At 70.0% G+C, this 21,653-nt stretch carries 20 protein-coding genes; 5 read left to right on the top strand and 15 right to left on the bottom strand.

Annotated elements, in window-relative coordinates; translation table 11 throughout:
* Nucleotides 1-852 (bottom strand): LysR family transcriptional regulator, encoded by an 852-nt coding sequence (locus KZ829_RS41780; protein ID WP_220149392.1) that lies wholly within the window; start codon nucleotides 850-852, stop codon nucleotides 1-3.
* Nucleotides 853-959: 107 nt separating this feature from the next.
* Here KZ829_RS41780 and KZ829_RS41775 point away from each other — a divergent pair, with 107 nt between their 5' ends.
* Nucleotides 960-1,694: an SDR family oxidoreductase gene (locus KZ829_RS41775; RefSeq protein WP_220149381.1), complete on the top strand. Its 735-nt coding sequence runs from the start codon at nucleotides 960-962 to the stop codon at nucleotides 1,692-1,694.
* 206 nt (nucleotides 1,695-1,900) lie between these two features.
* On the opposite strand, the gene KZ829_RS41770 is transcribed toward KZ829_RS41775, so the two are convergent.
* Nucleotides 1,901-2,476 carry an isochorismatase family protein gene (locus KZ829_RS41770; protein WP_220149380.1) on the bottom strand — a complete coding sequence of 192 codons (576 nt, stop codon included), beginning with the start codon at nucleotides 2,474-2,476 and terminating at the stop codon, nucleotides 1,901-1,903.
* A gap of 109 nt (nucleotides 2,477-2,585) precedes the next feature.
* Here KZ829_RS41770 and KZ829_RS41765 point away from each other — a divergent pair, with 109 nt between their 5' ends.
* A complete protein-coding gene (locus KZ829_RS41765; RefSeq protein ID WP_220149379.1) occupies nucleotides 2,586-3,056 on the top strand; it encodes a MarR family winged helix-turn-helix transcriptional regulator in 471 nt (156 codons plus the stop codon).
* Between the two features lie 129 nt (nucleotides 3,057-3,185).
* Here KZ829_RS41765 and KZ829_RS41760 read toward each other — a convergent pair whose 3' ends face one another.
* From KZ829_RS41760 to KZ829_RS41745, 4 genes are read right to left on the bottom strand one after another with little or no spacing between them, the layout of a single operon-like run.
* Complete coding sequence (locus tag KZ829_RS41760) at nucleotides 3,186-4,022, bottom strand: ABC transporter ATP-binding protein (protein ID WP_220149378.1); 837 nt, start codon at nucleotides 4,020-4,022, stop codon at nucleotides 3,186-3,188.
* A complete protein-coding gene (locus tag KZ829_RS41755; protein ID WP_220149377.1) occupies nucleotides 4,019-5,074 on the bottom strand; it encodes a FecCD family ABC transporter permease in 1,056 nt (351 codons plus the stop codon). Before KZ829_RS41755 ends, KZ829_RS41760 begins: the two co-directional genes overlap by 4 nt.
* On the bottom strand, nucleotides 5,071-6,114 hold the full coding sequence (locus KZ829_RS41750) for a FecCD family ABC transporter permease (RefSeq protein WP_220149376.1): 1,044 nt from the start codon (nucleotides 6,112-6,114) through the stop codon (nucleotides 5,071-5,073). The genes KZ829_RS41755 and KZ829_RS41750 overlap by 4 nt, the downstream gene beginning before the upstream one ends.
* A complete protein-coding gene (locus tag KZ829_RS41745) occupies nucleotides 6,114-7,148 on the bottom strand; it encodes an iron-siderophore ABC transporter substrate-binding protein (RefSeq protein WP_220149375.1) in 1,035 nt (344 codons plus the stop codon). Before KZ829_RS41745 ends, KZ829_RS41750 begins: the two co-directional genes overlap by 1 nt.
* Before the next feature lie 399 nt (nucleotides 7,149-7,547).
* On the opposite strand from KZ829_RS41745, the gene KZ829_RS41740 reads away from it, so the two are divergent.
* A complete protein-coding gene (locus KZ829_RS41740; RefSeq protein ID WP_220149374.1) occupies nucleotides 7,548-8,030 on the top strand; it encodes an NADPH-dependent FMN reductase in 483 nt (160 codons plus the stop codon).
* A 103-nt stretch (nucleotides 8,031-8,133) separates the two neighbouring features.
* Here the strand turns inward: KZ829_RS41740 and KZ829_RS41735 are convergent, their stop codons facing one another.
* Nucleotides 8,134-9,888 (bottom strand): ABC transporter ATP-binding protein, encoded by a 1,755-nt coding sequence (locus KZ829_RS41735; protein ID WP_220149373.1) that lies wholly within the window; start codon nucleotides 9,886-9,888, stop codon nucleotides 8,134-8,136.
* Complete coding sequence (locus tag KZ829_RS41730; protein ID WP_220149372.1) at nucleotides 9,885-11,585, bottom strand: ABC transporter transmembrane domain-containing protein; 1,701 nt, start codon at nucleotides 11,583-11,585, stop codon at nucleotides 9,885-9,887. The genes KZ829_RS41735 and KZ829_RS41730 overlap by 4 nt, the downstream gene beginning before the upstream one ends.
* Nucleotides 11,586-11,813: 228 nt before the next feature.
* On the opposite strand from KZ829_RS41730, the gene KZ829_RS41725 reads away from it, so the two are divergent.
* Nucleotides 11,814-12,608, top strand: coding sequence for an SAM-dependent methyltransferase (locus KZ829_RS41725; protein ID WP_220149371.1), 795 nt, complete (start codon nucleotides 11,814-11,816; stop codon nucleotides 12,606-12,608).
* Nucleotides 12,609-12,701: 93 nt separating this feature from the next.
* On the opposite strand, the gene KZ829_RS41720 is transcribed toward KZ829_RS41725, so the two are convergent.
* The 4 genes from KZ829_RS41720 to KZ829_RS41705 all read right to left on the bottom strand — a co-directional run bounded on the left by KZ829_RS41720 (nucleotide 12,702) and on the right by KZ829_RS41705 (nucleotide 16,197).
* Nucleotides 12,702-13,622 carry a methyl-accepting chemotaxis protein gene (locus KZ829_RS41720; protein WP_246637144.1) on the bottom strand — a complete coding sequence of 307 codons (921 nt, stop codon included), beginning with the start codon at nucleotides 13,620-13,622 and terminating at the stop codon, nucleotides 12,702-12,704.
* Nucleotides 13,619-14,161, bottom strand: a complete 543-nt coding sequence (locus tag KZ829_RS41715) for a PAS domain-containing protein (RefSeq protein ID WP_220149370.1) — start codon at nucleotides 14,159-14,161, stop codon at nucleotides 13,619-13,621. Before KZ829_RS41715 ends, KZ829_RS41720 begins: the two co-directional genes overlap by 4 nt.
* Before the next feature lie 125 nt (nucleotides 14,162-14,286).
* Nucleotides 14,287-14,700 (bottom strand): YkvA family protein, encoded by a 414-nt coding sequence (locus tag KZ829_RS41710; protein WP_220149369.1) that lies wholly within the window; start codon nucleotides 14,698-14,700, stop codon nucleotides 14,287-14,289.
* Between the two features lie 84 nt (nucleotides 14,701-14,784).
* A complete protein-coding gene (locus KZ829_RS41705) occupies nucleotides 14,785-16,197 on the bottom strand; it encodes an aminotransferase-like domain-containing protein (protein ID WP_220149368.1) in 1,413 nt (470 codons plus the stop codon).
* Here KZ829_RS41705 and KZ829_RS41700 point away from each other — a divergent pair.
* Nucleotides 16,196-17,425 (top strand): aminotransferase class V-fold PLP-dependent enzyme, encoded by a 1,230-nt coding sequence (locus KZ829_RS41700; protein ID WP_220149367.1) that lies wholly within the window; start codon nucleotides 16,196-16,198, stop codon nucleotides 17,423-17,425. The two genes, KZ829_RS41705 and KZ829_RS41700, sit on opposite strands and share 2 nt — an antisense overlap.
* A 74-nt stretch (nucleotides 17,426-17,499) precedes the next feature.
* Here the strand turns inward: KZ829_RS41700 and KZ829_RS41695 are convergent, their stop codons facing one another.
* From KZ829_RS41695 to KZ829_RS41685, 3 genes are all read right to left on the bottom strand, one after another.
* The gene (locus tag KZ829_RS41695; RefSeq protein WP_220149366.1) at nucleotides 17,500-18,192 is read right to left on the bottom strand and encodes a hypothetical protein; all 693 of its coding nucleotides are present in this window, start codon (nucleotides 18,190-18,192) and stop codon (nucleotides 17,500-17,502) included.
* Between the two features lie 419 nt (nucleotides 18,193-18,611).
* Nucleotides 18,612-20,198, bottom strand: a complete 1,587-nt coding sequence (locus KZ829_RS41690; protein WP_220149365.1) for a methyl-accepting chemotaxis protein — start codon at nucleotides 20,196-20,198, stop codon at nucleotides 18,612-18,614.
* 166 nt (nucleotides 20,199-20,364) lie between these two features.
* A complete protein-coding gene (locus KZ829_RS41685) occupies nucleotides 20,365-21,156 on the bottom strand; it encodes a maleylpyruvate isomerase family mycothiol-dependent enzyme (RefSeq protein ID WP_220149364.1) in 792 nt (263 codons plus the stop codon).
* Nucleotides 21,157-21,653: the final 497 nt, after the last annotated feature.

Below are 21,653 nucleotides of genomic sequence, written 5' to 3'. Positions count from 1 at the left end.
TCAGCCGGTTTCAGACAACTGGGCTGCCGTACGGACGAGGCCGGCGACGGCTCGGGAGCGGCTGTGTGCGGGCCAGGCGAGAACGGTGGTGACGTGAAGGGCATCGGTCAGCGGGACGGCCGCGTGCGCGCTCCACAGCCACGATCGGGAGGAGGCGCAGAGGACCGCCAGCGTGTGCCCGAGGGCGATCAGCTGCGCCAGCTGCGACTGATCGTGGATTTCGGGGCCTGGTCCGGGTTCATAGGTGCCGTCGGGGCGGGGCCAGCGGGCGATGGGCAGGTCCGGCACGTCGCTGATGTCGGCCCGGGTGAGCGACGTACGCCTGGCAAGCGGATGCCCGGCGGGCACGATGACGACCTGTCGCTCGGTCAGCAGGTCCTCGGTGTCGAAGCCGGCGAGGGCGTCGAAAGGCCGCTGCATGAGAGCCGCGTCGGCACGGCCGTCACGGAGCATTCGCGCCTGCTCGCCCATACCGCACAGCAGCACCTCGATGTCGGCCGCACCGGGTTCGCCGGCGTGGGCGTCGAGAAGCCGTCGTAGCAGTTCGTGGTTCGTACCGGCCTTCGTCACCAGCGTCAGCCGGTTGGTGGAGGACGCGGCGCGGCGGGTACGGAGGGCGGCCGCCGCGGTCGCGTCGAGGATGGCGCGGGCGTCGTCGAGCAGTACCTGACCGGCATCGGTGAGCGTGACGCCGCGCCGGTTGCGTTCGAGCAGGGTGACACCGAGACGTCGCTCGAGTTGCTGGATCGCCCGGGACAGGGGCGGCTGAGCGATGCCGAGGCGTTCGGCCGCCCGGCTGAAGTGCAGTTCCTCGGCGACGGTGACGAAATACCTGAGCTCACGGATCTCCAGTGTGGTCTCCACCGGCCCGACGGTAGCGCGCGGTGATACCGGCCGGGTATGACAGCGCACCTAACCGGTGTAACGACATCACTGGTCGCGCGGCCATCATCGGCGTCATGAGCGACACGAAGACCGCGCTGGTCACCGGCGCGAACAAGGGACTCGGGTACGAGATCGCGGCCGGCCTGGGCGCGCTGGGCCACCGCGTGGCGGTGGGGGCTCGCGACGGCGCCCGGGGCGAGGCGGCCGTGAAGATGCTGCGCGCCGCCGGAGTCGATGCGTTCGCGGTCCCCCTGGACGTCACCAGCGACCGGAGCGTCATCCAGGCCGCGGATCTCATCGAACGTCAGGGCGGGCGCCTGGACGTGCTGGTCAACAACGCCGGCATCTCGGGAGAGGCGGGTCCGGGGTGGGTGCAGGATCCGACCACGCTCGACCTCGATGTCGTCCGTACGGTCGTGGACACCAACGTCTACGGCGTGATCCGGGTGACCAACGCGATGCTGCCGCTGTTGCGGCGCTCGGGCGCCCCGCGCATCGTCAACATCTCCAGCAGCGTCGGATCGTTGACCCTGCAGGCGGATCCGAACATCGAAGTCGGCCCGATCATGGCGGTCTACTCGCCGACGAAGACATACCTCAACGCCGTCACCGTGCACTACGCCCGGCAGTTCGCCGGCACCGGGATTCTCGTCAACGCCGCCTGCCCGGGCCTGGTCGCGACCGACTTCACCGGTTTCCAGGGCCGGCCCGCTAAAGAGGCCGCGGCAACCGCGATCCGGCTCGCCACGCTCCCCGACGGCGGGCCGACCGGCTCGTTCGTCAACGACGACGGCGTCATCCCCTGGTGACGTCCGGCCACGACGAATGCGCTGATCCGGGCGCTGGACGGGTGTGTCAGGGAGCGGTGAGAAGCGGGTGCTCCATGGCGGTCTCCGACGGGTCCGGGAAGTGACTTCTCCGCTTGTCCCGGTCGTACGTTCACGACGCGAGGGCCGACCACCGAGGTGTCTGGGCCCACATGACCCGGGCGAACCCCTCACCGGACGGCCGCCGGTCAGCCTCGCGCGAGAACGTCGACAATGGCCGCTGTGCTGTCGATCCGGGCGATCCGGGGAAGGATGACCCGCAGACTCGTGTCGTGCGCGGAGGCGACCAGATCGGTCACGGCGTCGGCGGCCACGGCGATCTCGTATCCGTGCTCGCGGCCGGTGCGGGCGGTGGATTCCACGCCGATGCTGGTGGAGATTCCCGCCAGCACGATCCCGGTGATCTGACGACGTCGCAGTTGCAGGTCCAGTTCGGTGCCGTAGAAGGCGTCCCAGCCCCGTTTGGTGATGAGGATGTCGCCGGGTTCGACCGGAATGCGCTTGTCGTACTCCGCGAAGTCGGGCGTCGGTGTGACAGCCGGCGGCGGGGCGTCCGTCCGGGCGCGTACGACATCGCCACCGTCTGCCGAGAACGCCACGCGGACTCGGATCAGCGGCGCCCCGCTGATGCGGGCGGCGTGCGCCAGTTGGGCGGCGCGGGCGACGACATCGGCCGCTGGATGCACCGTGGGCAGCGCAGTGATGCCCTTCTGGAGGTCGATCAGGACAACAGCGGTGCGCTCGGCGAGGCGGTCTACGGGCATGCGGGACTCCTTCGCAGCGAAGATGTACAGCAAGACTGTACAGTCTTGCTGTACATATAATCCAGCCGCGCTGTTCAGCCTCGCTGTGTAATGCGGTTACGCTCGGAACATGCCTGACGTGACACACCTCGCCGCGGAACTCCGGCTCGTCGTCGGCCACTTGGCCAGGCGGGTTCGCGCGGACGACCCGACCCCGCCGGGCATCACCGCCGTCATCGGACTACTGGGCCGCCAGGGCCCGATGACCACCAGCGACCTCGCCGCGGCCCGGCAGGTACGCCCACAGTCGATGGCCCGCACCGTGAGCCAGCTCGTCGAGCAGGGTCTCGCCGAGCGTGGCGCCCATCCGGTCGACGGGCGTAAAGCCCCGATCGCCCTGACATCGGCGGGACGCGACGTCCTCGAGCAGGAGCGCACCCGCCGGACCGACTGGCTCACCCGCGCGATCGAGGACACCCTGTCCACCGGCGACCAGGCGGCCCTCGCCCACGCCGTCGACCTGATCCGACGCCTGCTCGAACACGACCCGGCGGTCGCGGATAACGGGCGTGACACCCCGCCGCAGGGCAGCAGGTTCTGAAGGAACAGGTGCCGGTACGTCTCGCTCCGGCCGAGTGGGGGCTCGACAACGAAGCGCGCCACGCACAGCAGGTCGCGCTGATGCTCACGCGGGACGGCCGGGGCGGTGCGCCCCGGCCATACATCACGTCTAGCTGACCTGCACCGCAGCGGCGGCGGACACGCCGGCCGGAGCGTCGTGCCGGCCGATCGGGATCACCAGCGGCTTGCCGGATACCGGGTCGTCGATGACCATGCAGTTCATGCCGAAGACCGTCCGGACGGTGTCCACGGTCAGCACGTCGGCGGAGCTGCCCTGGGCGTGGATCGTGCCGCCGGTCATCGCGATCAGGTGGTCGGCATAGCGCGCGGCCATGTTCAGGTCGTGCAGCACCATCAGTACGGTGGTGCCGCGCTCCCGGTTGAGGTCGACGAGGAGGTCCAGCACCTCGACCTGGTGGCTGACGTCGAGGAATGTGGTCGGCTCGTCGAGCATCAGGATGTCGGGCTGCTGAGCGAGGGTCATCGCGATCCACACCCGCTGCCGCTGCCCGCCGGAGAGCTCGTCCACCGGGCGGTCGGCCAGCGACAGCGTCCCGGTCAGCTCCAGCGCCCGGTGCACCGCCTCGTCGTCCTGGGCGCCCCACCGGGTCAGCACCCGCTGGTGCGGGTGCCGACCGCGGGAGACGAGGTCGGAGACGACGATGCCCTCGGGGGCGATCGGCGACTGGGGCAGCAGGCCGAGCGTCCGGGCCACTTCCTTGGTCGGCAGCCGGTGCAGGTCCTTGCCGTCGAGCACCACCCGGCCGTCGCGCGGGGCCAGCAGCCGGGACATGGCCCTGAGCAGGGTGGACTTGCCGCAGGCGTTCGCGCCGACGATGGCGGTGATTCGCCCGGGCGGCAGCCGCAGGTCGAGCGAGTCGACGACGACGCGGTCGCCGTACCCGAGGGTGACCTTCTCGACGTCGAGCGTGTGTGCTTCGGTCAAAGGGAGCCTCCCGCGCGATTGATGCGGATGAGCAGGAACACGAGGTACGGCGCGCCGAGCGCGCCGGTGATCACGCCGACCGGGTAGCGGGTGCCGAACGCGTACTGGGCGACCAGGTCGGCGACAAGGACCAGGAGTGAGCCGACCAGTCCGGCGGGCACCAGCAGCGATCCGGCCGTGCCGACGAGGCGGGCGGCGATCGGTCCGGAGAGGAAGGCGACGAACGCGATCGGCCCGGCGGCCGCGGTGGCGAAGGCGATGAGGGCGGTCGCGGCGATGATCGCGGCGAGGCGGGTGCGTTCCACCGGTACGCCGAGCGCCGCGGCCGTGTCGTTGCCGAGCCGGAGCTGCTCCAGGTTACGAGCCAGAACAAGGAGCAGCGGTACGAAGAGGAGCACGGCCGCCAGCAGGGGCTGCACCTGTTTCCAGGAGGCCGAGTTGAGGCTGCCGGTCAGCCACCGCATCGCCGTTTGCAGGTCCCAGGAGGCGGCCCGGATGATGACGTAGCTGACCACGCTTTCGAGCATGGCGGCGACCCCGATGCCGATCAGGATCAGCCGGGAGCCGAGCATCCCGTTGCGGTAGGCGAGCAGGTAGATGGCGAGGGAGGTGGCCAGCGCGGCGACGATCGCCAGCAGCGAGACCGTGGTCGCGGACGGGATCTTCAGGATCACGATCGCGTAGACGGCGGCGGCGCTGGCGCCCGTGGAGATGCCGATGACGTCGGGTGAGGCCAGGGCGTTGCGCAGCATCGTCTGGAACATCGCCCCCGCGATGCCGAAGGCGAACCCGGTGAGTACGGCCATCGTGGCGCGGGGCAGCCGCAGCACGCCGACGGTGAAGGTGGCGCCGCGGACCTGTTCGCCGATGATGACCCGCCAGACCTCGTCCGGGCTGTAGAAGGTCTTGCCGACCATCAGGCTCAGGCAGTAGACGGCGATGACGAGCAGGGCGAGGACGGCGGTCACCGTCCGTACGCGGCGGGCCCGCCGGGTGCGGCCGCGGGCGATTCCCGTGGCGCCGGCGCTTCTGGTGATCGTCGCGGTGCTCATATGGCCGAAACTTTCTGCCGTCGTGCGATGTAGATGAAGAACGGGGCGCCGACCAGGGCGGTGACGATGCCGACGTCGACCTCCGAGGGCCGGGCCACGACCCGGCCGATCACGTCGGCGGCGGTCAGCAGGATCGCTCCGGCGAGCGCCGAGCAGGGCAGCAGCCAGCGGTGGTCGATGCCGATCAGCAGCCGGCAGATGTGCGGTACGACGAGTCCGACGAAGGCGATCGGGCCGGCGACCGCGGTGGCGGCGCCGCAGAGGATGAAGGCGCCGGCGGAGGCGATGATCCGGGTACGGATGACGTGCTCGCCGAGGCCGGCCGCGACGTCGTCGCCGAGTGCCAGCGAGTTGAGCTTGCGGGCGGAGACGGCGCAGATCAGCACACCGATGGCCAGGAACGGCAGGATCATCAGGGCGCGATCGTACGTGGCGCCGCCGACGCCGCCGATCTGCCAGAACCGGAACTCGTTCATCACGATGATCCGGGGTAGCAGGATCACGCTCACCAGCGAACTGAGGGCGGCCGCGGTGACCGCGCCGGCGAGCGCCAGTTTGAGTGGGGTCGGTCCACCGCTGCCCATCGAGGCGATGGTGTAGACGAACACCGCGCACACGGCGCAGCCGGCGATCGCCACCCACACATAGGAGTACGGGCTGGTCAGTCCGAAGAAGGCGATCCCGACCACGACGAAGAACGAGGCTCCGGAGGTGACGCCGAGCAACTGCGGGTCGGCGAGCGGGTTGCGGGTGACGCCCTGCAGGACCGCGCCGGCCAGCCCCAGCGAGGCGCCGACCAGCACGGCCATCAGGGTGCGCGGCACCCGCTGGAGCACCGCCGCCTCCGCCACGCCGTCTGCGTCGCCGGTGAACGCGGACACGATCTCGCCGAGGCTGATCACCCGGGCGCCGAACACGATCGACGCGGCGCAGGCGAAGGCGAGCACGGCCAGGGCGGCGATGAACCATCCGGTACGGGCCGTAGCCGGCCGCCGTGTGGTGACGGCGGCCGGCGACGGTCCGGTGGTGACCGTGTTCACTAGATCTTGTCGGCGGCGGTGGCGAGCGCGGCGAAGTACTGGTCGATGCCCCAGCCGATGGACAGCGGCGACGGGTTGGCGGAGGCCGCCAGCGGCGTCGAGTCCTGCAGGCCGGTCACCGAGCCCCGGGCGATCGCCGGGATCTTCGACAGCAGCGGGTCCTTCTGCGCCGCGGCGAGGATCGAGCCCTTCGGGTCGTCGTACGTGATCACGATGTCGACGTCGGCGAACTGGTCGGCCTGCTCGGCGCTGATCGTCTCCCAGAAGGCGCTGGATTCGGCGGACTTCTTGGCGATGGCGGCCGGGGTGACGAAGCCGGTGTCGGCGAGGAAGCCGGCCCGCGGGTCGGCGGTGGTGTAGAAGCCGACCTGGCTGAAGTCCTTCGGGTCCAGGTAGGTGAACATGACCTTCTTGCCGGCCAGCTTCGGGTGCTTGGCGAACGAGTCCGCGACCTGCTTCTTCAGCGAGGCGGTGAGCGCCTCACCCTCGGCGGCGAGGCCGAGCGCCTGGCTGTTCAGCTTGATCATGTCGGCCAGCGAGGTGCCCCAGGCGACCTTGGGGTACGCCACGGTCGGCGCGATCTGGCTGAGCTTGTCGTAGTCCTCCTTGGTCAGGCCGCTGTAGGAGGCGAGGATCACGTCGGGGTTGGTGTCGGCGACGGCCTCGAAGTCGATGCTGTCGGCCTCGTCGAACAGGACCGGGGTCTTGGCGCCGAGCTCGGTGAGCTTCGTCTCCACCCAGGGCAGGACGCCGTCGCCGTCGTCGTCGCCCCAGTCCGCCTTGGCGAAGCCGACGGGCACGACACCGAGGGCGAGCGCCACCTCGTGGTTGGCCCAGGCGACCGAGGCGACCCGCTCAGGCTTCGCGTCGATCGTCGTGGTGCCGAAGGCATGGGTGATGGTGACAGGGAACTGCGCCGCCGCCGGGCCCGAGGACGTGGCCTCGGGCTCGTCCGACGAGCTTCCGCAGGCGGTGAGGGACAGCGCGACGGCGATGGACGCCGCGACGACCAGGACCCTGGATGGGGTACGCATCAGAACTCCACATGTTTCCGAGAAAGAATCAGGTGTGGAGGTTAGGCTAACCTAAGGCCATCTGCCAAGATCAAGAGGCCCTGGGATCACCGGGACCAGTCGGCATCTACATCGCGGTCCGCAAGCTCGGCCCCTCACGGCCGAGAAGCTGACGCCGATTCCTCGAGGACAGCATCCACCTCGGCGTTCCCTGCATGCTTGCTCAACTTCCGGCGTAGCAGGGCCCACCCGGTCCCCGGCCCGCTCCGGCCCGCCGTTCTCCGACGCACGAGCCTCAGACCTCCGCGACCGTTTCGCCTGGCCGCGGCCAAGATCGACGAACGTGCGCAGTGGACTTTCGACGGATGGCGCCATTGATTTCAGGAACGCGAAGATGACGCAACAGAGAGGGAGGGCCGAATGTCGAACGTTGTAGTGATCTCCGGCCACCCGAGCTCCGGGTCGAGCACGTTGCTCCTGGCCACAGCGGTGGGCGAGCGAATTTCGGCGGCATGCAGCGATGGGACGTTCGCCTTGGTCGACGTGGCCGAGCTCGGACCGGGTCTGCTCGCGCCCAGTGATGAGGCCACGGCGATGGCGTTGCTGACCGTGCAGGGCGCCTCCTTGCTGATCGTGGCGACCCCGGCTTGGCGCAGCACCTTCTCCGGTGCTCTCAAAGTGCTGCTCGATCGGCTGCCGGCCAACGCCCTCGCCGGCATGCTGGCCGTGCCGGTCGTTACGGCCGACATTCAGTCTCAGGCCGATGTCGCCGAGGCGTTCCTGGCCCGGCTGCTCAGCGGCCTGGGAGCAGATGTGGTCGATTTCGGCCTGACTGCGGTCGGATCCGAACTCACCGAGTTGTCCACCGAGGCCGAACTCTACGTGGCCGCGATCCTGCGATGAGTCAATTCGTGTTCACTGTACTCATAGGATCCTGACGTGTTCGCCGATCTGCGGCTCCACCTCGCCCAGATCGTGCCGAAGCTGCGGGTCGGTGACAGTGCACTCACCGATTGGTCTGCCAGGCGTGCCAGAGTTCGGAGTACGGCCCGCCGCGGGTGGCGAGTTCGCTCGGCGGGCCCTGCTCGACTATCCGTCCGTCTCGCATGATGACGACACGGTCGGCTGCCGCTGCCGTGGTGAGGCGGTGCGCGACCAGAAGCGCGGTCCGGCCGGCGAGCACCCGGGCCATCGATGCCTCCAGTTCCCGCGCGCCGGCGCTGCCCGCCTCGGCGGTCGCTTCGTCGAGCACGGCGACGGCTGGGTTGCGCAGCACCATCCGGGCCAGCGCGATCTGCTGCGCCTGTACCGGGGTGAGCGTGAACCCGCCGGTGCCGACCCGGGTGTCCAGGCCGTCGGGCAGCAGGCCGACCCATGGGCTCGCGCCGACCAGGCTCAGCGCCTCACGTATTCGCGGCTCGGTCGCGTCGGCGTCGGCCAGCCGCAGGTCCTCGGCCAGGGTGCCGGCGAAGACGTGCACCTCTTGACTGATCAGGGTGATGTGCCGTGCGAGGTCCTCACGGGACATGCCGGCCAGCGGGGTGCCACCGAGTTCGATGCTTCCCGCGCGGGGCTCGTGGATGCCGGCCACGAGCGCGGCGAGCGTCGTCTTGCCCGCTCCGCTGGCGCCGACCAGGGCGACATGTTCACCGGGCCGTATCACGAGGTCGACGTCGCGGAGCACGTCGGGGCCGTCGGCGTAGCCGAACCGGACTCCGCGCAGGGTGAGCGTGGTGTCGCGCGGCTCCGGGCCGCCGGGCCGGGCCGTCGCCTCGACCTGAAGGATGCCGACCAGCCGGCTGAGCGAGGCGGTGGCGCTCTGCACCTCGTCGAGCAGGTTGACCAGAAGGCCGATCGGGTCGTACAGCCGGATGAAGTACAGGGCCGCGGCGGTGGCCTCTCCCACGGTGGCGTCGCCGGCGCCGACCAGCCAGGCGCCGAGCACCAGGACGGTGCCGGTGCCGGTCAGTTCACCGAGGTGGATGCGGGAGAAGAACCAGGCGGTGGTGTCGATGGCCTTGATCGAGGCGCGCCGGGCGGCCTCGGACCGCACATCGGTACGCCGTAGGTGCCGTGGCCCGAGCAGCAACGCCTGGATCGTACGGAATCCGCCGAGGGTCTCCACCAGTTGCTGAGACCGTTCGCCCTCGGCGCGGCGTTCGGCGGCGAACAGCGGCGGGCTGACGATCAGGTAGCCGCGGGCGGCCCAGGCGTAGAACGGCAGCGAGACCAGCCCGGCCAGGGCGAGCCGCCAATCCAGCGCCGCGAGACCACCCACGGTCAGCACGGCCGCGCACGCCGACCACAGGAATTGGGGGAAGCCGCGGCGCAGCGCCTCGCTGACCTTGTCCACGTCGTTGCTGACCCGGGAGACGAGGTCGCCGGTGCCGCCGCGTTCGATCTCGGCCTGTGGCAGCGACAGCGCGTGCCCCAGCACGGTCTCCCGCAGCCCGGCGAGCGCCTTCTCACCGACCTGGACGATCAGCAGCCACCCACCGCTGGACAGCACCCCCTGCACGAGGGTGGCCACGGCGAGCGTGACCAGCGGGCCGGTCAGTTCGGCACGCCGGCCACCTGTGTAGACGATGTCGACCAGTGTGCCGAGCGCGGGTGGGATGAACAGCCCGGCGCCGACGGTGCCGAGGAGGACCATCAGGGCGAGCGACGCCGCACGCCGGTGCGGTCGCAGCGCCTGCCCGAGGATCCGGCGTGCCTGCCGGGGCGTGGCGACGGGAAGGGTGACGGGGGCGAGGTCGGTCACGACAGTACGGCTCCGGCGTAGCGCTCGTCGGCGACGAGGTCGGTGTGGGTGCCCTCGGCCACGAGCGCACCGTTCTGGACGAGGACGACCCGGTCGGCGACCGCGAGCAGACTGGCACTGGAGGTGACGATGATCGTGGTGCGCCGGCCGCGCCGCAGTGTGCGTATCCCGGCCGCGACGGCGGCTTCGGTGACGGTGTCCAGCGCGCTTGCCGGTTCGTCGAGCACCAGCACCGGCGGGTCCGCCGCGAGCGCCCGGGCCAGCGACAATCGCTGCTGCTGCCCGCCGGAGAGGTTACGGCCGAAGTGCACCGAACCACGGTCGTGCAGCAGCGCGGCCATCTCCTCGGCGCATGCGGCGGCGAGGTACGGGGCCGGGTTGTCGCCGACGACCTCCGGCAGCGGCTCGGTGAACAGCGACGAGTTGTGCGGAATCACCGCGACGTGGGCGTGCAGGACGTCGAGCGGGAGCGCCTCGGCCGGCACGCCACCGACGAGCACGGTGCCGCCGGCCGGCTCCCGGCGCCGGCCGATGGCGTCGAGCAGCTCGGCCCGCTCGGCCAGATTGTCGGCGACCACGGCGACCAGCTCGCCCTCGGCCACATCGAGGTCGAGACCGCGCAGATGCTCGCCGATGAGACCGGACACGGTGAGCGACGCCGCCAGCGGTGGCCGATCCGCCGACAGCGCCGGGCCGGCGACGGCGTGTGGCGTGTTGAGCAGGTCCGCGATCCGCTGGGCGGACGCGCGAACCGTCGCGGCGAACACCCCGGCATACGACAGCCGGTTGACCGGTTCGACCAGGAATTGCGCCAGGCCCACCCCGGCCACCAGCTGGCCCGGCGTCAGGTCACCGTCGAGGGCGAGGAAGGCGCCCACTGCGGCGACTGCCACCAGCAGGAAGCCGCCGATGGTGCTGGTGACCCCCTCGAACAGCGCCTCGGCGGCGCCCGCCCGGATCCGGGCCCGGCGGGAGAGCTGACTGGTGACGCGATAGCGGGCGGCGGCGTTACGCTGCGCGCCCAGCCCGCCGAGCACCCGCAGTCCTTCGACCATGTCGACGGCGACCGCCGCGCTGTGGGCCGCGGCCTCCTGCTGCGCCTCGCTGCGCTGCTGCAACGGCCTGGCCAGTAGCGGCGCGACGAAGACGACCACGACGACGCAGGCCAGAGCCACGAACCCGAGAGTCACCGAGGTGACGAACAGCGCGACCGTCGCGACCACCAACGCCACGAATCCGCTGACGCCCGTGGACAGGGCGTCCACGGTCTCACCCACCACGGCGGCGTCGCTGCTCGCCACGCTGAGCGTCTCCCCGGTCGGCCGCTGTTTCGCCAGGCCGCGCGGGTCGAGGACGCGGGCCACGATCGCCTGGCGCACCTCGTGCCCGGCCCGGGTCGCCGCACGCGTACCGACCGGCCCGGCGCCGTTGCCGCACAGCGACAGCACCACATACACGCCGGCCAACGCCGCCACCCACAACAGCGTCCCCGGCACCGATCCATCGGCGATCGCCCCGTCCAGGGCGAGGCCGACCAGAACCGGGGTGGTCGCCTCGCACACCTGATGGACGCTGACCATGGCGACGGTCAGCCAGGCCTGCACGCGCACACGCCGGAAGGCGAAGCGGATCACATCCCCCGCGGTCCATTGCCTGTCCGGCTGGGTTATGGCGCTCGGCGCGTCACCCTGCCTCACTCAAGATCACCCCGTCCTCAAAAGTTAGGACAGGCTAACTTCATGGCGCCGGCATCGGATCACCGGTGTCCTTCTCATCGCCAAAGGACGAGCCGGGATCGGGCGTCGGCCGCGTTTTGCGCAACACGGTCCCTGATCGGGCAGCCGACGCTTATCCGCCCCGGCACCTCACCCGGGGCAGGTTCATCGATGCTTGCATATCGGGTACGCCTGCCGTAGAACAGGCGCATGGCGTTCCCGGATGATCCCCTCTCTTCCAGGCTCCAGCCGGAGGTGCCGCATGCGGCCCGGATCTGGAATTACTGGATGGGAGGCAAGGACAACTTCGCTGCCGACCGCGCTGCCGGCGACGCGGTTGAACAGGTGTATCCCGAGATCGTGCTGATGGCGAAGCAGTCGCGCCGGTTCCTCATCCGGGTCGTCCGTCACCTGGCCGCCGAGGCCGGGGTCCGGCAGTTCCTCGACATCGGCACGGGGTTGCCGACCATGCAGAACACGCACGAGGTCGCCCAGTCCGTCGCGCCGGAGACCCGCGTCGTCTACGTGGACAACGACCCTCTCGTGCTGGTGCACGCGCGTGCGCTGATGGCGGAGACGGGCGAGGGTGGCCGTACCGTCCATGTGGATTCCGACTACCACGATCCCGAGCGGATCCTCGGCGAGGCGCGGAAGGTGCTCGACTTCTCCGAGCCGGTCGCCGTGATGTTCATGGGCGTCATGGGCTACGAGCCCGACCTCAAGGTCGTGTCGTCGATCGTGAACCACGTGATGGAGGCGACGCCTTCCGGCAGCTATCTGGTGCTGTGGGACGGAACGAACACCACGCCGGCGGTTGTCGAGGGTGCCGAGCGGCTGGCCCAGAACGGTGGCGTGCCGTACATCCTGCGTTCTCCCGAGGAGATCGGCAGCCTCTTCGAAGGACTGGAGTTCGTGGAGCCGGGCCTGGTCCAGATCACCGACTGGCGTCCGGAAGTGGCCGTCGAGTGGCTCGACGCGTACGGGGCTGTGGCCCGCAAGCCCTGATGCGGTGCCGGCCTACATGTCGGCGACGACCCGGTCGCGGCCGGTCTGGGCCTCGACCGCGCGCATGTGCGTGACAAGTGCCCGGGCGCCGGCTCAGGATTGCCTGACGGTGGTGACGAAGCGGTGCACCTCGGTGCGAAGCACTTCGGCCAGTTGGGAAAGGCCCGAGGTGGTGCCCTGTCCCCCGTCGACCGCGGAGGTGATCCCGCTGACCAGGTGGTGCATCTCGCGGAGGTTGGCGGTGACCGCTTCGAGGACCTCGACCGCGTCGCCGGCCGCGGACTGCACGGCGGTGACCTGCTCGACGATGTCGTCCGAGGCGGTGGCGGTCTCGCCGGCCAGGGTCTTCACCTCGCTGGCCACGATGCTGAAGCCGCGGCCGGCCTCCCCGGCGCGGGCGGCCTCGATGGTGGCGTTGAGTGCCAGCAGCTTCGTCTGGGCCGCGACCTGGGTGATCAGGTGGACAGCTCGGCGGATCTCGTTGGAGGCCTGGTGGAGTGAGCCCACGGTGGCGCGTCCGCGTTCGGCGTCGTTGACCGCTCCGGTGGCGAATTCCGCCAGTCCGTGGGCCGAGGCGCCCATCTCGGTGGCGGCCGTGGCGACCTGTTCGCTGACCGTCAGCACGGCCGATTCGAGTTGGTCCGCCAGCGCGTGGCGGGCCCGGTCGGCGTCGGCCAGGCGCTGGGCGCCGGCGCTCATCCCCTCCACAGCGGTGTTGATGATCGTGGCGCTCTTCGCGTAGGCGCCGGGCATGCCCCGGGTCAGGAACCGGCGGTGGAAACGCCCTTCGGCGGAGGCGGCCAGGGCGGCACCGGACTCACGGACGAACGCGTCGGTCACGTCGAGCAGGCGGTTCATCTCCCGGCGGGCCGCGGCCGCCTGCGGGCTGTCACCGAGCCGCGGGACCCGGGCCTCCAGGTCACCGTCGGCGGCACGGGCGACGATCTCGGTGAGTACGGCCAGCGCCTGTGTCTCAGCCTGTTCCTGCGCCATGTCGGACTTGAGGCGCCTCATGCGCTGTCCCCTTCGTTGGTGAGTTCCCACACGTACTGGTCATAGGTCTGACCGCGCTCGCCCAGCAGGTCCTGCATCAGCTGCCAGGACGCGGCCAGACCGGCCTGCCCGCCGAGTCGCTGTTCCTCGGCGCGCAGCCGTTCGTAGAGCGCCGCGGCGGCCTTGATCGCGGTGGGGGCCGGCATTCGCCGGGAGGAGTGGTAGCCCACGATCCGGCCGCGTGCGTCGTAGGAGGGGGTGACGTGGGCCAGAACCCAGTAGGAGGCGCCGTCTCCGGCGAGGTTCAGCACGTACGCGAAGATCTCCTGGCCCGCGGTGAGGGTGTCCCAGAGCAACTTGAAGACGGCCTTGGGCATGTCCGGATGCCGGATGATGTTGTGCGGCTGGCCGATGGCCTCGTCTTCGGCGAAGACCGAGACCCGCAGAAAGACATCATTGACGTACGTCAACCGGCCCTTGAGATCCGTCTTCGTCACGATCAGCTCGTGCGCGCCGAAGGTACGCATCTCACCGGTCGGCCGGGGCGCTGTTTCCCTCACGCTCTCTCCCTTCGCGAACCTCACATCCTTACTCTTGTTCGGAAAGTGCGGGCATCAGGAAAGAAGCCACTCAGCACCAGGTCGCGGGACTTTCGGCCTACTGGCCAACCGCTCCGCCGGTGCCGTCAGGAACGGATGCCGGCGGCACGGAGGACCGCGGCGAGTCCGGCCGGGGTGCCGGGCCAGTGCCGGTGCAGTGCTTGCCGGCCGGCGCGGCGGGCCACCGACCGCAACGCGAGCGCCACGATGATCGCGTCGTCGGCATAGCCGATGACCGGGATGAAATCGGGAATCAGATCGATCGGTACGGCGAGATAGGCCAGCAGCAGCCACAGGCGCACCCGTACACCGCGGGGCAGGCCGGCATCGGCGGCGAGCCGCTTGAGCAGGCGTAACAGGTCCGGCAGCAGGCGCAGCATCTCGCCGAGGCCTGGGCGTTCGTAACGGCGCCCGGCCAGCAGCAACGCCACGATCAGCGCCAGCCACACCGCGACGAGGCCCAGTCCGGCGCCGATCAGGATCTTCCACGCGGTCTCCATCAAATCCGACTGTACGGAAGGCCCTCGGCATCGCTGGCCGCCGTCGTCGCGCTGGCCGGCTCCCTGATCGGCTTGGCCGCCGCTTCACGAATCGGCACGATGAAAGGCCTTACTCAGCCGGTGCACGCCTTCGGACAGCTGGGTCAGGTCGGCCGTAGCCGCGAAGCCGAGTCGTAGATACGCTCCCGGCGGTTCGGCGGCGAAGTAGCCGTTGCCGACGCTGACCGCGACGCCCTGTGCGCGGGCCGCATCGGCGATCGTGGTGGCCGACTCGACGGGGCCCGGCAGACGTACCCACAGATGCAGGCCTCCCCGCGGCACGCCGGCGACCGTCCATTCCGGGATCTCGGTGGCGAGCGCGGCGGCGAGTGCGGCGCAGCGATCGCGCAGCGCGGTGGCCAGCCCGCGCAGGTGTCTGTCCCATGACGGTGTGCTGAGCAGTTCGACGGCGGCTTCCTGCAGCGGCCGGGCGAGGAAGAAGTCGTCCACGAGTCTGGTCGCTCGCAGCCGGTGAGCCACGGGACCCCGGGCGATCAGCGCGCCGATGCGCAAACTCGGTGACGCGGGCTTGGTCAGGGAGGTCAGGTAGACCACTGTGCCGTCATCGTCGTCGGCCAGCAGGGGGCGGGGCAGCGGTCCGCCGTGGCCGAGCAGCCGCGCGAAGTCGTCTTCGAGAATGAACGCCCCCACGGCGCGGGCGATGTCGAGGACCTGGCGACGGCGTTCGGCCGGCAGAACCGCGCCGGTCGGGTTGTGGAAGGTCGGCTGGCAGTAGAGCAGCCGGGCGCCGGTGGTCGCGAACGCGTCGGCGAGCAGGTCGGGGCGGATGCCGTCGGCGTCGATCGGGACGGGAACGGGGCGTAGCCCGGCGGCACGCGCGGCGGCCAGGGCGCCCTGGTAGGTGGGCGACTCGACCAGGATCGGGCTGCCGGGCGCGGCGATGGATCGAAACGCCATGGACAGGGCGTCCTGGCCGCCGCTGGTGATCAGTACGTCGTCGGCGTCGATGTCGGAGCCGGCGAGCCGGGCGAACTGGGAGCGCAGTGCTTCGAGTCCGGCGGTTGGGGTGCGGTCCCAGGCATCGGGTCGCCGGGCTGCCCGGCTCAGCGCCGCGCCCAGGGCTTTGGTCGGCTGCAGGGAGCGTTGCAGGTAGCCGCCCGCCAGGGTGATCGTGCTCGCCGGTGGCGGGCTGAGCAGGTCGGTGACGGTGCGGGCATCGATGCTGCGGTCGCCGAGCGCCACCGTCTGCCACGACGTATCCGCCGCGGCGTGGGGCGTGCGCGGGCGGTGGCTCGCCACGAAGGTCCCGCTTCCGGGCCTGGTCACCACTATGCCTTCGGCGGCCAGCGCCGCAACCGCCCGTGCCACCGTCACCGGGCTCACGCTGTGACCGCGTACCAGGTCCCGGTTGCTGGGCAGCCGGTCACCGGGCGCCAGGCGGGCGATCTCCGCCCGCAGCGTGGAGACCAGGATGGCAAGAGTGCTACTCTCAGACATGAGTGAACACGATAGCGCTATCGCCGATTCCGGAGAAACGCTGCTCGACCTCACCGCCCTGCGGGCCGACACCCCCGGCTGCGGGTCGGTGATCCACTTCAACAACGCCGGCTGCGGCCTGCTCGCCCGGCCGGTGCACCAGGCGATGGTCGAGCACCTGGACCTGGAGGCGCGCATCGGCGGCTACGAGGCCGCCGAGGTCCGCGCCGGCGAGGTCACCGACTTCTACGCCGCCACCGCGGAACTGATCGGCGCCCGGCCCGGCGAGATCGCCTTCGCCGCCAGCGCCACCGATGCCTACACCCGGGCGCTGTCGTCCATCCCGTTCCAGCCCGGCGACGTCATCCTCACCACCCGCAACGACTTCATCTCCAACCAGATCGCCTTCCTGGCGCTGCGCAAGCGGTTCGGTGTCGAGATCGTCCACGCCCCCGACGACCCTGACGGCAACGGCGTCGACGTCACCGCGATGGCGCAGCTCATGCGGAGCCGGCGCCCACGACTGGTCGCGGTGACCCACGTCCCCACCAACTCCGGGCTGGTCCAGCCCGTCGCGGAGATCGGCCGTCACTGCCGGGACCTGGACCTGGTGTATCTCGTCGACGCCTGCCAGTCGGTCGGCCAGTTCCCGATCGACGTCGACGAGATCGGCTGCGACTTCCTGACCGCCACCTGCCGCAAATTCCTGCGTGGACCCCGCGGCACCGGCTTCCTCTACGTCTCCGATCGGGTCCTGCGTGGCGGCTTCGAGCCGTTGTTCATCGACATGCACGGCGCACGCTGGACCGGTCCCGACACCTATCGCCCGGTCGACACCGCGGCGCGGTTCGAGGACTGGGAGTTCCCCTACGCGGCCGTCATCGGCAGCGCCGCCGCCACCCGGTACGCGCTACGCGTGGGCATCAGGTCGATCGCCCGGCGCACTCCCGCCCTGGCAGCCCGGCTACGCGACCGGCTCACGTGGATTCCCGGCGTACGCGTGCTCGACCGCGGCCCGAACCCGGCCGCGCTGGTCACCTTCGACGTCGCCGGCTGGGAACCGGAGCCGTTCAAACAGGCCCTGGACGCACGCCGGATCAACTCGGCGCTCAGTTACCGGCACTTCGCCCAGTACGACTTCGCCGACAAGGACGTCACCTGGGCGCTGCGGCTCTCGCCGCACTACTACAACACCGAGGACGAGGTCGACACCGTCGCCGACGCCGTCACCCAACTCGCCGCCGATTGAGGTCGCGCACCGTCGGGGGGGGCGAGGCGACCGCAAGCGCCCTCCGGGGCCTGCGATCGCCGCAGAATAGGGGGTCAGAAGACGGCGACCAGGGAGGCGGTGTTGTTGAAGCCGCCCAGGAGTTGCGTCTGTGAGTTGTTCAGGACGGTCAGCCACCATCCACCGATGCAGCTCGGTTGGGAGCAGAGTCCGGCGCCGAGCATCAGGGAGGGGCCGCCGGTGGTGATGACGGCGGAGATCCGGTTGTTCCAGGTGCCACCGCCGGGCTTGGGGAGTGTGGCCAGGTTGGCGATGACGTTCGGTGGGTTGAGCGCGAAGGCGGGTCCGGTCATGAGGCCGGAGTCGTAGAAGGTGGCGAAGTTCGCCATCGCGTGGGCCGCGGAGAGGGAACGCGGCGCGTTGCCGGTCCGGTCTCCCTCATCCGAGCCCGGGCAGTTGTCGTCGCCTTCCTTGCAGTCGGGGGGTTTCGGCTTTCCGGGGCTGATGGTGATGCCGTTGCCGCCACGCTTGATCGTTACGTTGAATTCGTTGCCGATGAAGGCGGCGTACGAGGAGAAGTCCGAGAAGCCTCGAAGGTCGCCGCTCTTCGTCGCGGTGACGAACACGGTGGTGGTCTCGGTGACGGCACTGAACCGCATGCAGCTTCCGTCGTCCATCGGGACGCAGTTGGCGGCCGGGCGAGCGGCGCCGGGCGCCGCACCGGGCGAGGCGTACCCCGCGGTTCCCGAGATGGCGCCGAACAGCGTCGCGGCGGACAAGATCGCCATTATTCCTTTCATGATCCGTTCACCTCGATAAAATTGACAAAGGTCTGACTACTCTCCGTAGTCAACCCTAGTGTGTTTCACCGGATCCGGCCGAGCGCCCAGAACCGCGAACAAACCCTCGGCACGTCCCCCTGGGATCACCAAACCCGCCCGCACGGATCACCTGGCGCACCCATTCGTCCTGGCCGGAGGGGGCCGAACAGCCAGGCAACTGGTTCCGGCGGCGGTTCCGCAGCTACGAGACCTCGCCGACTCGGCGCGTTGCTGAGAGTGACCGCCAGGCCGGATTCTTCACGGCGCCGTTGCGCAAGTGCGGATGACGCCGATGCAGCCCATTCACCAAGAACAATGTCGACGGATGCGGCGAGGCCGCCCAGGGACGCGGTCCTGGACATGCGCCGACCGCGGTGGTGGAGCGCTCAGATCCTGAATCTGTCGACGACCCGCTGCAGGTCCCCGGACATCCCGGCGAGGTGGTTGGCTGCTTGATCGGCTTCGTTCACGCCGGCGGTGGTCTCCTGCACCGACGCCGCGACGCCGTTGATGGTGTTCGCGACCTGGGCGCCGGCTTCGGCTGCCTCGGTGACGTTGCGGCTCATCTCGTTGGTGGTGACGGTCTGTTCCTCCACGGCGGAGGCGATCGTGGTCTGGAAGTCGTTGATCTGCCGGATGATCTCGCCGATCTCCTCGATCGCGGCGACCGCGCCGGCGGTGTCGGTCTGGATCGCGGCGACCCGGCGGCCGATGTCCTCGGTTGCCCGGCTGGTCTCCTGGGCCAGGTCCTTGACCTCGCTGGCGACCACGGCGAAGCCCTTACCCATCTCGCCGGCGCGTGCGGCTTCGATGGTGGCGTTGAGCGCGAGCAGGTTGGTCTGCTCGGCGATCGCGGTGATCGTATTGATCACGTTGCCGATCTCGGCCGAGGATTCACCGAGTTTGGCCATGACCTTGCTGGTGTGGGTGGTGACGTCCACCGCCCGGGAGGCCACCTGTACGGCCTGTGTGGCGCTGTGGCTGATCTCGCGAATGGACGCGCCCATCTCCTCGGCGCCGGCGGCGACCGTCTGGATGTTGTCCGACATCGTCGCCGCCGAGTCGGCGACGACGGCCGCCTGCCGAGCCCCCTGTTCGGCGCTGGTCGCGCTGTTCCGGCTGGTCTGGGTGAGTGCCACGGCCTGGGCGGCGAGGTTTCGGGCGTGGTCGCTCAGGTCCGAGACGGTCTGGCGCAGGGTGTCGGTTGCCCGGCGCAGCGAGTCGGCCATGTTGCCGACCTCGTCACGTTGCCGCACCCGGGGGTCTCCGGAGAGGTCGCCTTCGGCTACCCGGTCGAGGACCTGACCGACCCTGCGCAGTGGCTGCACGATCAGGCGTGCAACGTACAGCGCGGCGAGCACCGCGATCACCAGCGCCGTGATCGCGGCGACGATGATCTGTACGCGGGTCCGCGATACGGTCGCGTCGAACTTCTCGCCCTGCAGCAGCTCCGCGTTGGCGTAGGCGATCTCGTCATTGATCAACGTTTCGTACGTCTTGCGCAGATCCCGGTTCTCACCCAGCGCCGCCCTGATCGCCACCTCGGGCCGGGTCTGGTAGAGCGCGAATTCGGACTCCAGCGCGGTGAACCAGGTGTCCGTGGCGGCCTTGATCGCGTCGATGCGTTCCTGCGCCGCCGGCTCGGCGACCGCCCGCGCCGCGGCCAATGCGGCGTCGACCGCCTCTTGCCGGCCCAGCGCCTCCCCGCTGAAGTCGGCGTCACCCTTGAGCAGGAAGCCGCGCTCGTCGTTGGCGGCGGTCTTCGCGCTCAGTGCGGCACCGTTGAGGTTGGTGCTGTATGGCAGGACCTCGGCGATCTCGGTGTTCCGGCTGTCCTGCAGTTCCCCGATCCGGGCGACGCTCAGCGCCCCGACGGCCACGGTTCCGGCGATGGCCACACCGGCGACCGCCAGTACCTTCGTGGAGACCTTCCGGTCCCGGCACCACTGTCCCAGTCCACGGCTGCCTGCCACGTCGATCCCCTCGCTCAGGTTCCGCTCCGCCCGGCCGCGCACCTGAGTCGGCGCCCCTTGTGATCTCGCCGGCGGCCCACGATGCGGCATTCATCCAGTGACCAGATGACGTCACCTTAGGCCACGTTTCATGCCTTACACGCGGAATGCGGTAATAGCACCGGTCTCAGTCGGCGACATGGGCGGTGTTGTCGAGCCAGTGCTGGGCGAGGTCGATGTCACCGTCGATGCCGGTGGCGTCGTTGCCGGCGAGAGGCAGGCGCCGGGTCATGATCAGCAGCAGGGTTGCGGCCGGTCCGGTCACCGTCACGTCGGCGTTCCGGACCGTGGGCTGCCAGGTGGCGCCGCCGGGCCGTCGCTCGACGAGCCAGGCGCCGTCCACGGTGTCGGTGGCCCGCCACTGCAGGGTCTGCCCGGTGCCCCGAATGGCGTGGGCCGACTCTGACCGCAGCATCTCCCAGGTGGGCGAGGTGAGCATCGCGAGGTGGTTGCTGATGAGCGCGGCCGCGATGTCGGGGGCGATGTCGTCCGGCCGGCCCGCCGCGCTTGCCGCGTCGAATCCGTGGACGACCGTCTCGTTGAGGACGCTGGCCAGCCAGAAGCGTGTCCCGGTCCGCTCGTCGCCCGCGGCGTTGAACACCGCGGCGTCGAGTGCGTCGTCGGAGCACGCGCTCGTGACCCGCTGCGCGGAGCCCGACAGCCAGCTGTGCCATTCGCCGGGGTCGGCGGGGAGTACGGCCATCTCCGTGGGCAGCTGTGTGGGGTCGGTGATGCGCCGTTCGATGATCTCCGCCACCCAGTGCTGGGTCTGACCGACGTGTTCGACGAGGTCGGTGATGGTCCAGTCCGGGGTGGTGGGCACGGCGGTGTGAGGTCCGGCCGCGGCGGCTGACCCGGCCAGGTGCCGGGTGTGTTCGAGGATCGACCGTCGGGCATGTTCCGCGTTCAGGTGGGTCATCACATCGTCCTTACCTCGGGTTCGCTGTGATGGGTAGACCCGGCCTACCGGTCGAACTCATCGGTGGAAGCGGATCGCCGCGGCCGTCCGGGTGGGTGAGAGCCGGCGCGATCGATCGGTGGCGGCCTCGTATCGCGCCAGCGAAGCGACCGCGGTTCTTGGCCTCGACGACTCCGGCCGCCTGTTGCGCCGCATGGAACGCCGGCCCGATGCCGACCGCGGTCACGGGGTCAGGATGATCGGGTTGCCGGCGACACGGACCACGTCGAACCTATTGATCTGCCGAGATGAGGGCGTTCTCTGGTTACTGGTGTGGTGAGCGCCCACGGGATCTGCAACGATGAATCATGACCTCCGGATGGCGGAACGGTTGTCCGCGGCCAGTGAAAGATCCCCATAGGCGGCCATTTACCGCCCCGCTGGTGGCCAGGGTTCTCCCCGTGGATGGCCAGATATCTCCCCGCTGATCAACACCGGATGCCGGTCGGCGAGGGTCG

This window comes from Actinoplanes hulinensis, from assembly GCF_019429605.1.
Lineage (GTDB): Bacteria > Actinomycetota > Actinomycetes > Mycobacteriales > Micromonosporaceae > Actinoplanes > Actinoplanes campanulatus.
The sequence above is the reverse complement of the archived record's forward strand: the minus strand, read 5'-3'. Positions and strand labels throughout refer to the sequence as shown.

Bases quoted from the DNA above. Each gene is read 5' to 3' on its own strand.
- KZ829_RS41685 (WP_220149364.1), bottom strand. From the start codon at position 21,156: ATGACCCACCTGAACGCGGAACATGCCCGACGGTCGATCCTCGAACAC.
- KZ829_RS41755 (WP_220149377.1), bottom strand. From the start codon at position 5,074: ATGAGCACCGCGACGATCACCAGAAGCGCCGGCGCCACGGGAATCGCC.
- KZ829_RS41695 (WP_220149366.1), bottom strand. From the start codon at position 18,192: ATGGCGATCTTGTCCGCCGCGACGCTGTTCGGCGCCATCTCGGGAACC.
- KZ829_RS41770 (WP_220149380.1), bottom strand. From the start codon at position 2,476: ATGCCCGTAGACCGCCTCGCCGAGCGCACCGCTGTTGTCCTGATCGAC.
- KZ829_RS41775 (WP_220149381.1), top strand. From the start codon at position 960: ATGAGCGACACGAAGACCGCGCTGGTCACCGGCGCGAACAAGGGACTC.
- KZ829_RS41705 (WP_220149368.1), bottom strand. From the start codon at position 16,197: ATGTCTGAGAGTAGCACTCTTGCCATCCTGGTCTCCACGCTGCGGGCG.
- KZ829_RS41740 (WP_220149374.1), top strand. From the start codon at position 7,548: ATGTCGAACGTTGTAGTGATCTCCGGCCACCCGAGCTCCGGGTCGAGC.
- KZ829_RS41720 (WP_246637144.1), bottom strand. From the start codon at position 13,622: ATGAGGCGCCTCAAGTCCGACATGGCGCAGGAACAGGCTGAGACACAG.
- KZ829_RS41710 (WP_220149369.1), bottom strand. From the start codon at position 14,700: ATGGAGACCGCGTGGAAGATCCTGATCGGCGCCGGACTGGGCCTCGTC.
- KZ829_RS41725 (WP_220149371.1), top strand. From the start codon at position 11,814: ATGGCGTTCCCGGATGATCCCCTCTCTTCCAGGCTCCAGCCGGAGGTG.
- KZ829_RS41700 (WP_220149367.1), top strand. From the start codon at position 16,196: ATGAGTGAACACGATAGCGCTATCGCCGATTCCGGAGAAACGCTGCTC.
- KZ829_RS41745 (WP_220149375.1), bottom strand. From the start codon at position 7,148: ATGCGTACCCCATCCAGGGTCCTGGTCGTCGCGGCGTCCATCGCCGTC.
- KZ829_RS41765 (WP_220149379.1), top strand. From the start codon at position 2,586: ATGCCTGACGTGACACACCTCGCCGCGGAACTCCGGCTCGTCGTCGGC.